9 protein-coding genes and 1 pseudogene are annotated in these 12124 nt (G+C 75.4%); 4 read left to right on the top strand and 6 right to left on the bottom strand.

Annotated features, from left to right (window positions below):
* Positions 1-237: 237 nt before the first annotated feature.
* A pseudogene (locus ACFP1Z_RS29350) lies at positions 238-1389 on the bottom strand (glycoside hydrolase family 6 protein); the annotation flags it as partial.
* Positions 1390-1501: 112 nt separating this feature from the next.
* Positions 1502-2569: an ATP-dependent DNA ligase gene (locus ACFP1Z_RS29345; RefSeq protein ID WP_390320733.1), complete on the bottom strand. Its 1068-nt coding sequence runs from the start codon at positions 2567-2569 to the stop codon at positions 1502-1504.
* A gap of 120 nt (positions 2570-2689) precedes the next feature.
* Here ACFP1Z_RS29345 and ligD point away from each other — a divergent pair, with 120 nt between their 5' ends.
* Positions 2690-3703, top strand: coding sequence for a non-homologous end-joining DNA ligase (ligD, locus tag ACFP1Z_RS29340; protein WP_390320732.1), 1014 nt, complete (start codon positions 2690-2692; stop codon positions 3701-3703).
* A gap of 15 nt (positions 3704-3718) precedes the next feature.
* On the opposite strand, the gene ACFP1Z_RS29335 is transcribed toward ligD, so the two are convergent.
* The 4 genes from ACFP1Z_RS29335 to ACFP1Z_RS29320 form a co-directional block, all read right to left on the bottom strand.
* Entirely contained in the window at positions 3719-4888 is a 1170-nt protein-coding gene (locus ACFP1Z_RS29335) for an amidohydrolase family protein (RefSeq protein WP_390320731.1), read from the bottom strand.
* A 27-nt stretch (positions 4889-4915) separates the two neighbouring features.
* A complete protein-coding gene (locus ACFP1Z_RS29330) occupies positions 4916-6319 on the bottom strand; it encodes a type I glutamate--ammonia ligase (RefSeq protein WP_390320730.1) in 1404 nt (467 codons plus the stop codon).
* Positions 6320-6454: 135 nt separating this feature from the next.
* A complete protein-coding gene (locus ACFP1Z_RS29325; protein WP_390320729.1) occupies positions 6455-6733 on the bottom strand; it encodes a hypothetical protein in 279 nt (92 codons plus the stop codon).
* Between the two features lie 221 nt (positions 6734-6954).
* Positions 6955-7578 carry a hypothetical protein gene (locus tag ACFP1Z_RS29320; RefSeq protein ID WP_390320728.1) on the bottom strand — a complete coding sequence of 208 codons (624 nt, stop codon included), beginning with the start codon at positions 7576-7578 and terminating at the stop codon, positions 6955-6957.
* Positions 7579-8691: 1113 nt separating this feature from the next.
* Between ACFP1Z_RS29320 and ACFP1Z_RS29315 the strand changes: the two genes are divergently transcribed.
* From ACFP1Z_RS29315 to ACFP1Z_RS29305, 3 genes are read left to right on the top strand one after another with little or no spacing between them, the layout of a single operon-like run.
* The gene (locus tag ACFP1Z_RS29315) at positions 8692-10005 is read left to right on the top strand and encodes an aminotransferase class I/II-fold pyridoxal phosphate-dependent enzyme (protein ID WP_390320727.1); all 1314 of its coding nucleotides are present in this window, start codon (positions 8692-8694) and stop codon (positions 10003-10005) included.
* Positions 10002-11162, top strand: a complete 1161-nt coding sequence (locus tag ACFP1Z_RS29310; protein WP_390320726.1) for a GNAT family N-acetyltransferase — start codon at positions 10002-10004, stop codon at positions 11160-11162. Before ACFP1Z_RS29315 ends, ACFP1Z_RS29310 begins: the two co-directional genes overlap by 4 nt.
* The gene (locus tag ACFP1Z_RS29305) at positions 11159-12067 is read left to right on the top strand and encodes an NAD-dependent epimerase/dehydratase family protein (protein WP_390320725.1); all 909 of its coding nucleotides are present in this window, start codon (positions 11159-11161) and stop codon (positions 12065-12067) included. The genes ACFP1Z_RS29310 and ACFP1Z_RS29305 overlap by 4 nt, the downstream gene beginning before the upstream one ends.
* Positions 12068-12124 lie beyond the last annotated feature (57 nt).

Here is a 12124-nt window from a genome sequence, read left to right as displayed (position 1 = left end):
CGGTGGTGCCGGCGGAGCCGCCGGAGCGGCCGGCCGCGCGGGAGGCGGCACCGGGACCGGGCGTGCGGCGGCGGGCGGCCGACCGGGCGGTGCGGCCGGTGCCGGACGGGCGGCGGGCGGGGGCGGCGCCGCCGGAGTGACGGGCACCGGTCGCGCGGCAGGCGACGGGGGCTGCGCGGGAGGCGGCACCGGGGCCTGCGGTGCAGCCGGCCGGGCCGGTGCCTGCGGGGGCACAGCCGGCACGGCGCGGGCCAGCCCCAGCGCGTAGTCGGCCCACCAGCGGCCCGCGGGCGGCGCGCCACGGCACTCCCCGTCCGACTCGCCCGGCCGCTTGACCCACAGATAGGCGTCCACGAGCTCGTTGCCGGTGGCGACGGTGGGCGCGGCACCCAGGGCCCGGCCGGGCGGATTGCACCACGGCTGCTCGTCCGGCGGCTTCTGCCCGGTGCCGCCCGCGCGGCGTTCCCGGCCGTCCCCCGGGGCGGTCCCCTCGCCACCGCCCGGCGGCGTCGGGGGCGCGGAGAGCGGCCCGTTGCCGTTGCGGCTGGTGTCGATGACGTAGTGGGCGCCCCCCAGGAGCGCGGAGAGGCGGTCGCCGTACTCCCGAGTGACCGGTGTCGTATGGAAGTTGGAGACGTTGAGCGCGAAGCCGTCGGCCTCCGCGACCCCGGCACGGGTGAGCGCCGAGGCCAGCTGCCGCTGGTCGCTGATCCACCCAGCGTTCCCGGCGTCCACGTACACCGAGGTGTCCGGGAGCGACTTGAACGTGCGTACCGCCTCGGCCAGCAGGGGCAGCCGCTCCCGGTCCGCCGGGGCGGGCACGCAGCCCGAGACCCACTGCGCCAGCGCGTCCGGTTCGAGCACCACCCACGCGCGCCGCTCGCCGATGCCGGCGGCGGCCCGCGCCACCCAGGCCCGGTACTGCCGGGCGTCCCGGGCCCCGCCCGAGGAGTACTGACCGCAGTCGCGGTGCGGGATGTTGTACGCGACCAGCACGGGGATACGGCCCGTGCGCTGCGCCCGGCGCGTGACCTCCTCCGCCTGCTGCTCGGGGTCGTCGCCGGTCAGCCAGACGGCTGTCGGCTGGTCCGCGATCCGGCGCAGCGCCATGGCGTCGTCCTCGCGCCCCCGCTCCCACCACACCTCGGCCTGACGGGCGGCCGGCCCGGCCGGTTCGACCCAGAACGGGGAGGCGGGGTCGTCCATGCTGTCGGCGAGCGCCGGCCCGGGCGCGCCCGGCAGGCACACCGCGCCCGCGCACGCCAGCACGGCGACACCCCGGCGCACGGCGGCCGCGCGCGGGCGCGGGTGCGCGGGGAGCGCCGGGCGGGCGCACCGGCGCGGGACGACGGAGCGGCGTGGTGACGGCGTGCGGTTGCTGTGTCTCATGCGTCCCCCTGACCGGGTCAGTGGCGTTCCGTACCTTTCACACCGTTAGGTGTTGCCCCGTCAGTAAGGGATGTGCTGCGTCGAACGGGCCTTTCGGGTGAATTCGGGTGAATCAGCACCCGCCGGAGAGGACGTCCCCCAGGTCGTAACGGACCGTCTCCCGCACTTGCTCGTAGGTGCATTGGGCGGGTTCGCGGTCGGGCCGCCAGCGCCGGAACCGCGTGGTGTGCCGGAAGCGGTCCCCCTGGAGGTGGTCGTAGGCCACCTCGCAGACGCGCTCGGGCCGCAAGGGCACCCAGGACAGGTCCTTGCCACCGGTCCACCGGCCGGGGGCGCCCGGCAGCCGCGCCGCCGACTGCGCCTGCGGGTCCGTCCAGCCCGCCCATGGATGGCCCTGCGCGTCGTCCATGCGCAGGGGCGCGAGCTCCTCCATCAGCTCCGCGCGCCGCCGCATCGGGAACGCCGCGCACACCCCGACGTGCTGCAGGGTGCCCGAGGCGTCGTACAGGCCGAGCAGGAGCGAGCCCACGACAGGACCGCTCTTGTGCAGCCGCAGTCCCGCGACCACGCAGTCGGCGGTCCGCTCGTGCTTGATCTTGAACAGGGCGCGTTCGCCGGGCAGGTACGGCAGCCCGGGCGGCTTGGCGACGATCCCGTCCAGACCCGCGCCCTCGAACTCCTCGAACCAGCGCCGCGCGGTGGGCAGATCACCGGTGGCCGGGGCGGTGAACAACGGCGCCGTGGCACCCCGCAGCGTGCCGACGAGCGCCTCGCGGCGGTCCCGCTGCGGCACGTGCAGCAGGGAGTCGTCGTCCAGGGCCAGCAGGTCGAAGGCGACGAAGGACGCCGGGGTCGTCCCGGCCAGCAGAGCGACGCGGGAGGCCGCCGGGTGGATGCGCTCCAGCAGGGCGTCGAAGTCGAGCCGCCCGCCGCGGGCGACGACGATCTCCCCGTCCAGCACGCAGCGCGGCGGGAGCCGGTCGAGCAGCGCCCGCGTGAGCTCGGGGAAGTAGCGGGTGAGCGGTTTCGTGGAACGGCTGCCCAGCTCGATCTCCGGCCCGTCACGGAAGACGACGGCCCGGAAGCCGTCCCACTTCGCCTCGTACTGCATGCCCGGCGGGATGGCCGCCACGGACCTGGCCAGCATGGGCTGCAGCGGGGGCATCACCGGAAGGTCCATGGGCGCGATTGTGCGGGCAGCGGCGCCCGCGCGCCCCTCGGCGGCTCCGGGGGCATGACCGGCCGCGGCGGGCCCGCGCACGGGATGCCGACCTCCCCGCGCGGCGCTTAGCTTGGGCGTATGGCCGACACGGAGGAGCTGTCCGTCGGCGGACGGACGGTGCGGATCTCGCACCCGGAGAAGGTCTACTTCCCCGAGCGCGGCTTCACCAAGTACGACCTGGCCCGCTACTACCTGACGGTTGGCGACGGCATCCTGCGCGCCCTGAAGGACCGGCCCACGACCCTGGAGCGCTGGCCCGACGGAGTGACCGGCGAGTCGTTCTTCCAGAAACGCGCTCCGCGCAACCTCCCGGAGTGGATCCCGACCGCCCGGATCACCTTCCCCAGCGGCCGGCACGCCGACGAGATCTGCCCCGACCACCCGGCCGCCGTCCTGTGGGCGGCCAACCTCGGCTGCCTGACCTTCCACCCCTGGCCGGTGCGCCGCGCCGACACCGACCACCCCGACGAACTGCGCATCGACCTCGACCCGCAGCCGGGCACCGACTACGCCGACGCCGTACGGGCCGCCCTGGAACTCCGCGGTGTCCTCGGCGAACTCGGACTGACCGGCTGGCCCAAGACCTCCGGCGGCCGCGGCCTGCACGTCTTCGTCCCCATCGTGCCGCACTGGACCTTCGTACAGGTGCGGCGGGCCGCCATCGCCGTCGCCCGCGCGCTGGAGCGGCGCTGCCCGCGCTCCGTGACGACCGCGTGGTGGAAGGAGGAGCGCGGCGCCAAGGTCTTCGTGGACTACAACCAGACCGCCCGCGACCGCACCATCGCCAGCGCCTACTCCGTACGCCCCCGCCCGCGCGCCCCCGTCTCCGCCCCGCTGCGCTGGGAGGAACTGACCAGCGCCGTGCCCGAGGACTTCGACCTGGCCACGATGCCCGCCCGGTACGCCGCGGCCGGTGACGTGCACGCCGGGATGGAGATGCGGCCCTGCTCGCTGGAGGCCGCGCTGGAACGCGCCGAGCGGGACGAGCGCGAGCACGGACTGGGCGATCTGCCGTATCCGCCGGAGCACCCCAAGATGAAGGGCGAACCCCCGCGCGTTCAGCCGAGCCGGGCCCGTAAACCCCGGACGTGACAGTCCGGTTCGGGATCACGCTCCCGGGCCGGGGGAGTCGAGACCGTACAGCCGGCGGGCGTTGCCGGACGCGATGAGCCGGGCCGCGCGCGCGGCGTCACCGGGGGACCAGGCGCCCTCGTCGACCCACTCGGTGAGCAGCCCGCCGAGCGCGTGCGTGAACAGCCGCGCTCCCACGAGGTACAGCTCCGGCAGCCCATAGGCGTCGGTGGAGAACAACACCTTCCCGAACGGGGCGAGTTCGAGCGTCTCCGCCAGCACCGTACGGGCACGCACCCCCGTGTGCGCGAGGGCGAGACCGACATCGGTGAACACATGCGGGTAGACGTTGGCGAGATAGGCGGCGCCCCGGTGGTACGGGTAGGTGTGCAGCAGCACGAGAGGGCAGCCGGTGGGCCGGACCGCGCGGACGAAGTCCGTCAGCAGCAGCGGGTCGCAGCGGTCGAGCCGCAGGTCGGGATCGCCGAATCCGGTGTGCAACTGCAAGGGCAGCCCGGTCGCGACGGCCGACCACAGCAGATGGCGCAGCAGCACCGGGTCGCGGACCCGGCCACCGGGCGCCCGGGCGGCGAGCCACCGGTCGGCGGCCGCACGCACCTCGCCGGGCGGGGGCGGGTCCGGGGGCAGGTCGAGCCCGTAGCGGTAGGCCACGACCGACTTGAAGCCGACGCCGGTACGGGCGGCCTCCTGGACGGCCGTGGCGAGAGAGTCCAGGAAGGACCGGTGGCCGTCGCTGGTGTCGGCGGCCCGTTCGGCGAGGGTCTCCAGCCGGACGACCTCGTGGGCGCGCGTACCGGCCGCCGACGCCAGCTCGTCCGGGGTGGTGAGGTCGCCGGGCAGCCCGGTGTCGACGAGGAAGTCGCCGATCCCGGTGGCCCGCAGGAGCAGTTCGGCGGCCTTGCGCACGCCCAGCTCGCGGCGGCGGGCGAGGTAGTCGGCCGGCGGGCAGTGCGCCGGGAGCCCGAGGAGCGGTGGGCACCAGCGCCGTACGGCGAAGCCGAGTTGACTGTCGAAGAAGGTGGTGCCGGTGGCGGGCGGGAGGTCGGACTCCGTCAAGTACGAGGCGAAGCCGTCCTCGTCGAGGCCGTGGCGGACCACGCCGTGGCAGTGGTGGTCCACCAGCGGGCCGATACCGCTGTCCGGCCACGTGTCCGGCCACGCGTCCTGCGCCGGGGCTGTCGTCACGGTGCTTCCCCTTCGTCCGGGCCCGCGTCAGTACCGGTCCACCGTGGCGTCCACCAGCTCCTGCGGTGAACGGCCCCGGGCCAGCGCGATCTCGCCCTCGCGGACGGCCACGAGCGCCTGGAAGAGGGGATCGCCGAGGACCGAGCGCATCAGGGCGGAATGGGTGAAGTGTTCGAGAGCGTCGGGGAGGGCGGCGGGTAGACGCTTGATGTCGGGACGGTGGGAGGGGTCTCCGGCGACCGGCGGCGGGAGGGTCGCGCCGGAGTCGATGCCGTGCAGCCCGCAGGCGATCACCGAGCCCACGGCGAGATACGGGTTGGCCGCGGGGTCGATGCACTTGAGCTCGGCGTTGGCGGCGTCGGCGTCCCCGGGCGGACCGGGGACGAAGCGCAGGGCGGCCTCCCGGTTCTCCGCACCCCAACACTGGTAGGCGCCCGCCCAGTTGTGGGGGACGAGACGGTGATAGCTGACGGGCAGCGGCGCGGTGAGCGCGAGAAGGGACGGAAGATGGTCGAGCACGCCCGCGAGGAATGCCTCGCACGTCCGGGTCATGCCGTACGGACCGGGGCCGCCGCGGCAGAGGGTGCCGCCCTCGCCGTGGAGACTGAGGTGCAGATGCGCGCCGTTGCCCGTGGTGCCCAGCGTATGGACGGGCGCGAAGGAGGCGTTGAGACGGTGCCGGGCGGAGACGGCGCGGAGGGTCTCGCGCACCAGGACGGCGAGATCGGCGGCGCCGACCGGACCGTCCGGCGCGACGGAGACCTCGAACTGGCCGGGCGCGTACTCGGGATGGACCTGGAGCACCTCGACGTCCTGCTCGGCGAGCGCCCGCAGCACGTCCCGCAGGTAGCCGGAGGTCTCCACGACCCGCGCCATGCCGTAGGCGGGCCCGGTGCCCGCGAAGCGCACGGCGCCCGGTCCGCCCGCCGGCGCGGACGGAGCCGGGAGAGGAGCACCGTCCGCGTAGGTGACGAACCACTCGGTCTCGAAGCCCATGCGCAGCTCCAGACCGTACTCCCGGGCCCGCTCCGCCATCCGTGCCGCGAACAGCCGCTGGCAGCCGGCATACGGCGTGCCGTCCTGCTCGAAGCGGTCGACGGGCGCCCAGGCCCAACCGGGCTGCGCCGCCAGCACGGTGAGCCGGCCGAGATCGGGGAAGAGACGCAGATCGCCGTCGGGGGCACCGTTGTGGGAGTCGTCGGACCGGTAGACGTCGAAGACGGGGGACATGCCCACGCCCCGGAGGGCGGCCTGCGGGAGCCGGGCGGTGGGCACGGCCTTGACGCGGGTGAGACCCGCGTTGTCGACCCAGGTCAGCGCCACACCGTGGATGTCCCGCGCGGTCAGCCGCGCGGCTTCCTGCCGCGCTGCCGAATACGCCGCCTCCCTCGCGCGCGCCGTCCTGCCGTGCTCCTCCTGCGATCCGTCCACCTTCACGCTCCTTCGCACCCGACCCGTGGCGGCGACGCCCGGCTTCAACTCCGGTGCCGATTCTGCACCGTGGCCGTCCCGGAAGGCACGGGGATCCGCGTCATGTGAGGAGAGGAACGGCAGGGGGCGGCCGGGTCAGGAGGTCAGCGGACGGTGACGCGGAGCGGCGGAGGCGGTGGTACAGCCGGGGCAGGTGTAGCCGTTGCCGTGGGCGTAGGTCCAGCCGAGCCCGGTGATGTGCGGAGTGGCGGTGTGGGTGTGGTGCAGCAGATGTCCCCACAGGTCGTCGTCGCGGTCGGGGCCGGGGTCGGGGATCACGAGGTCGAAGGTGGTGTGCGTGGTGCAGCCGTGATGGTCGCAGGTGAGGTAGTACCGGACGGGACCGGGGGTTTTGCCCGCTGTGGTGAGCGTCATGGGTCCCACTGTGAGCGGACCCGGAGACGGCCGGGGCCGGGTTGTCACGGGACTTCCCCCGCAGCGGTGACGGAGCGTGTAGGGGCCGGGAGGGCTGGGTAGATCACTCGCTTCACGGTTCACTTCACGGCCTGCACGGCGGCGTCCCGCTGCTCCTCTCGACCGGCGGTGCGGCCCCGCCCGGAACGGCGGACGGGGCCGCGGGGCACGGGCCGGGGCTGTCAGCTGAGGAGCCCGAGCAGGGCTTTGAGCAGGTGTCCGGCCCCGAAGAGGACGTCGTTGAGACCGGGCGTCACCACCCAGGAGACCAGATCGGCGAGGGCGCTCGTCAGCCCCCTGGAGTCGTGCCGGTCCTTGGCGATCTCGGCGGTGGCGCCGACCGCGTCCGTGGTGGCGGAGGTGATGGTGCGCAGGTCGGGATTGGGGGAGGCCGCCTGTCTTTCGAGGGTGGTGCGGGCCCGCGTCAGCTGGCCGAGCGGAGCGGTGAGCGCCTGACAGGCGGCGGGCTGCCGGGCGGTGGTGCAGTCGGCGGTCTGCGCCGCGGCCTGCTGGCGGATGAGGTTGTTGTCGATGGCCTTGACGGTGGAAGTGGCCGCCTTGCGCAGAACCTCGGGCGCCGGGGCGGCGGCGCGAGCCGCCGGTACGGGGTGGGCCGCCTGCGCGGGGCGCGCGGGCGCCGGGACGGCGGGGGGAGCCGGAGGAGCCGCGTGGACCGGGGCTGCCACAGGAGCGGGTGCGGGCGGCGGGGTGGCGGTGGCGGAGGAGCCTGTCGTGGAGAGGACGAGAGCGAGCGTGCTGCCGATGGCGGTAGCGGTGAGGAGGCCGGCCTTGTGGGGAGTGCGCATGTGTGGCTCCTGGGGTGAGGCGGGAGATGGGCCTTCACGATCACGATGCGTGCACCCCGGGAGTGCCGCAATTCGGGAGGAGGCGTCATGGGTCCGCCGTGGCAGAGCTTCTGACGGACCGCCAGCCCCCACCGGGTGCCTGCGGGAGCGCGGGAGGGCAAGGGGGACAAGGCGTGTCGCGTGATCCGGACCCGGAGCGGGCCGGTGGCGGGGAAGGCCCCGCAGGGTGACGGGCCTGGGCCGGACAGCCGAACGCCGGACGGACCGTCGCGGGGGTGACCGCGCCCCGGCGCCTGCCCGTACCGGGGCGGCGCGGGGCGGGCGGCGGCGGAGCGCGTGCAACTCGGGGCGCTGCGAGGGGCCGGCCGCGCACCCCGGAGCAGGGGCGGCGAGAGGGGCGCCCGGGGCCAGGGGGACCCGGCGGCCGGAGCGCCGGGCCGGGGAGGGACGGGGCAGCGGCGCGCGCCACGGTGGCGTGCGGTGCGGCGTTCGCCAGGGCGGGGGCTATACCGGGATCGGTGGCGGGGGCACGTCCGTATCGCCGCACGGCCACCCGTGACCCGAGACCGGGCGGTGCCCGTGACACGGATCGGCGGCCGGTGCCACGGACGGGGAGCGCAACGCGTTGTCCCGGCGTCCCGGGTGCCCCCGCCGGGCTCGTGACGTGGCCTCAGGGTGACGGCCCGTTCTGGACGGGTCACTCCTTCGGGTCGTTCTCACGGCGGCCCCCTCAGGGGCTCCGGGCGGCACCTCGCGGGCGCGGGGCGAGCCGGTCGGGGGAGGTGGGCGGCCTCTGCGCCCGGCCGTCCACGGGCCGCGGCGGGCCCGATTGCCCGTCATTCGGGGGCGATTGTCCGGCGATGCGGGGTGTGCGGCGGTGCTTTCCTTGGGGGCCGTCCTCGCGGTCGGCGGCTGCGGGGCCCGTTCCGGGCCGGGCGGTGGCGGTCCGACCGGCTGCCGAGCGTTCCTCGGGGCGGGCTGTGTGTCCTTCCCGCGTACGGGCACGAGGACCGGACTGGCCGATTCCGGGCCGATGTTGAGCTGTTCCGAGCTGTTTCCGAGCTTTTCCGAGCTGTTTCGGAAAACCGATGAGCAACCGGAGGTTGCGTGGTCATGGTGGACGTTGCCCGCGACGGAGCGGGCGTACCGGCGGCGAGGCGGTCACCCGGCGGCCGCGCGGACGTCTTCGACAAGCGGCTGGACGCGTCCGCCATGCTGCGGGCCGTGGCGGAGACCGGGGTGAGCCCCTTCTACCGGCCCATGCGCGCCGGCGGCGGCGAAGCACGGGTGGACGGGCGGTCCGTGGTGATGGCCGGCTGCAACGACTACCTGGGCCTCGCCCACGACCCCCGCGTCATCGCGGCCGCCACCGGCGCGCTGGAGCGGTACGGCGCCTCGTGCTCGGGCGCCCGCACCCTGAACGGCACCCTGCCCCTGCACGGCGAGCTGGAGTCGAGGATCGCCGCCTTCCTCGGCACGGAGGACGCCGCGGTGGTCACGACCGGCCTGCAGGCCAACCTCGCGCTGGCCGCCCTGTTCGGCCCCGGCGAGCTGGTCTTCAGCGACGCCGCCAACCACGCCTCCCTCATCGACGCGATCCGCCTGGGCGCGGCGCGCCGCACCGTCTACCGGCACGGCGACGCCGCCCACCTCGACGGGCTCCTCGCCGCGGCCGATCCGCACGCGGCGGCGGCCGTCGTCACGGACGGGATGTTCTCCATGGACGGCGACCTGTGCCCGCTGCCCGCCCTCACCGCCGTGGCCCGCCGCCACGGGGCCCGCCTCGTCGTCGACGGAGCGCACGACATCGGGCTGCTCGGCGAGGGCGGCCGCGGCGTCGGCGAGCACTTCGGACTCCGGGAGGAGATCGGACTGTACACGGGCACGTTCTCCAAGTGCTTCGGCTCCACGGGCGGCTTCCTGGCCGGCCCGGCCGAGGTGATCGGCTACCTGCGCTACAGCGCCCGGGCCGTCCTCTTCTCCGCCTCCATGCCCCCCGCGGCCCTGGGCGCGGCGCTGGCCGCGCTCGACCTCGCGCAGCAGGAGCCGTGGCGGCGCGACCGCGTCCTGCGGCTCGCGGCCCGGCTCCGGTCGGAACTGCGCGCGTCGGGGCTCGACGTGCGCGACGGCGTGACCCCCGTGGTGCCTGTCCGTGTCGGCGACGACGCGCGCTGCGTGCGCATGTGGCAGGCGCTGCTGGACGAGGGCGTCTACACCAACGCCGTGGGTGCCCCGGCCGTCCCCGAGGGCGGCTGCCTGATCCGCGTGACGCTCCAGGCCACGCACACCGACGCGCACCTGGAGCGGATCGTCGACGCGTTCGCCGCCGCGGCCCGCCGCACCGGACTGCCGCGGGAGACGCCCCCGCCCCGCCCGGCGAAGGGCCCCGCCGTCGGAGCCGGCGCGTCGGCGGAGCGCGCGCGATGACCGGGGTGACGGTGCGGCCCGTACAGCGCCGCGGCGACGTGAGCGCGTTCCTGCGCCTGCCCCACGACCTCTACCGCGACGACCCCCACTGGGTGCCCCCGGCGGACAGTGAGGCACGCGCCTTCCTCTCCCCCCGGCACAACCCCTTCTTCGACAGCGGCACCGCGCAGCTCTTCCTCGCCCGCCGCGCGGGGCGCACCGTTGGCCGGATCGCGGCGGTCGTCGACCGGCGGTATCTGGAACGGCACGACGCGGACTGCGGGCAGCTCGGGCTCTTCGAGTGCGTGGACGACGGCGCGGTCGCCTCGGCCCTGTTCGCGGCGGCCGCGCGCTGGCTGCGCGGCCACGGACTGAACAGGGCGATCGGCCCCCTCAGCTTCACCGTCAACGACGAGTGCGGGCTGCTGGTCGACGGATTCGGCGCACCCCCGACCACCGGGATGCCCCACAACCCCGCCTACTATCCGCGGCTGTTCGCCGACTGCGGCTTCACCAAGGCCAAGGACCTCTACTCCTGGCACGCCCCCGTCCCCGCCGACGGACAGTGCCCGCCCCTCATCCGACGCGCCGCCCAACGCGCCCTGGACGATCCGGACGTGCTGATCCGGCCCCTCGACGCGGCGCGCTTCGACGCCGACCTCGCCACCGTCAAGCGGATCTACAACGAGGCATGGGAGCGGAACTACGCCGCGGTCCCGGTCACCGACCGCGAATTCGCGCTCCTCGCACAGCGGTTGAAGGCCGTCATCCGGCCGGGACTGCTGCAGATCGCCACCGTGCGCGGCGAGCCGGCGGGATTCACCCTGTGGGTGCCGGACGTCAATCAGGCGCGACGTCCCGGCGCGGCCCGCCCGCCCCGGTGGCGGCAGGCCCTGGGCGCGCTCGGCCTGCGCCACGGGACGGCCGGCCGCACGCCCGGCATCGACCGCACCCGCGCCTCGACCTCGGGCGTGCTCGGCGCCTACCGGGGCCGCGGCCTGATGGCGGCCCTGTTCTGCCGGGCCCAGCGCGCCGCCGCCGAACTCGGCTACAGGGAGAACGAGTTCTCCTGGATCCTTGAGGACAACCGCGACGCCAACCGCCACGCGCGGGCCATGGGCGGCCGCCACGTGCGCACCCACCGCCTCTACACCCGTGAACTGGAGGGCCTGGCATGAGGTTCCTGGTCACCGGCGCGAGCGGATTCGTCGGCCGCCACCTCGTCCGCCGGCTGGCGGCGCACGGCCACGACGTGACCGCCCTGACCCGCCGCCCGGTGACCGTCCCCGGCGCGCGTACCGTGCGCGGCGACATCACCACCGGCGCGGGCCTGCCCCACGCGGTCGCGCAGGCCGACGTCGTCGTGCACCTGGCCGCCGTCACCCACGCCGCGCGGCCGCAGACGTACGCCCGCGTCAACACCCTGGGCACGGCCCGGCTCGCGGCCGCCGTCGCCGCCTGCCCCCGCCCCCCGCGCCTGGTCTACTGCTCCTCGCTCGCCGCGAGCGGCCCGGGCCGGCTGCGCGGGGCGGAGCACACTCCCGGGCCCGTCTCCGCCTACGGCCGCAGCAAGCTCGGCGGCGAGCACGCCCTGCGCGTCACCCCGCGGGTGCCGGCGGTGGTGGTGCGCCCCCCGATCGTCCACGGCCCCGGTGACCCCGCCTTCCTGCCGCACCTCGCGGCCGCCGTACGGGCCGGGGTGCTGCCGGTCGTGGGCCGCCCCGGCCCGCGCCACTACTCCCTGCTGCACGTCGAGGACCTGTGCGGTGCTCTGCTGACGGCAGCGGAAGTCGGCACCGCGGGCACCGTCTACCACGTCAGCGACGGCCACGAACACCGCTGGGAGGACATCGCGGCCGCCGTCGCCTCCGTGCTCGGGCGGCGCGCCCCGCGCACCGTGCACATCCCCGTGCCCGTCGCGAGCGCCCTCGCCCGCACGCTGGGCCGGGCCGGCCGGCTCAACGCGGACAAGATCCGCGAAGCGGCGCACCCGGCGTGGACCAGCGCCCCCGGCCCCCTGCCGTTCACCGCCCGCATGGTGTGGCCCCAGGGGCTGCGGACCGCTCTGGGCGCACCACCGTGATCCCCCGCCGCACCGCAGGTGCCCACCCCATCCCGGACCGTGCCGACACGTGAGGAC

Origin of the sequence: Streptomyces gamaensis (assembly GCF_042656465.1) — a bacterium.
GTDB lineage: Bacteria > Actinomycetota > Actinomycetes > Streptomycetales > Streptomycetaceae > Streptomyces > Streptomyces gamaensis.
Note: the sequence above shows the minus strand (reverse complement) of the source record. Positions and strands in the feature narration are given on the sequence as shown.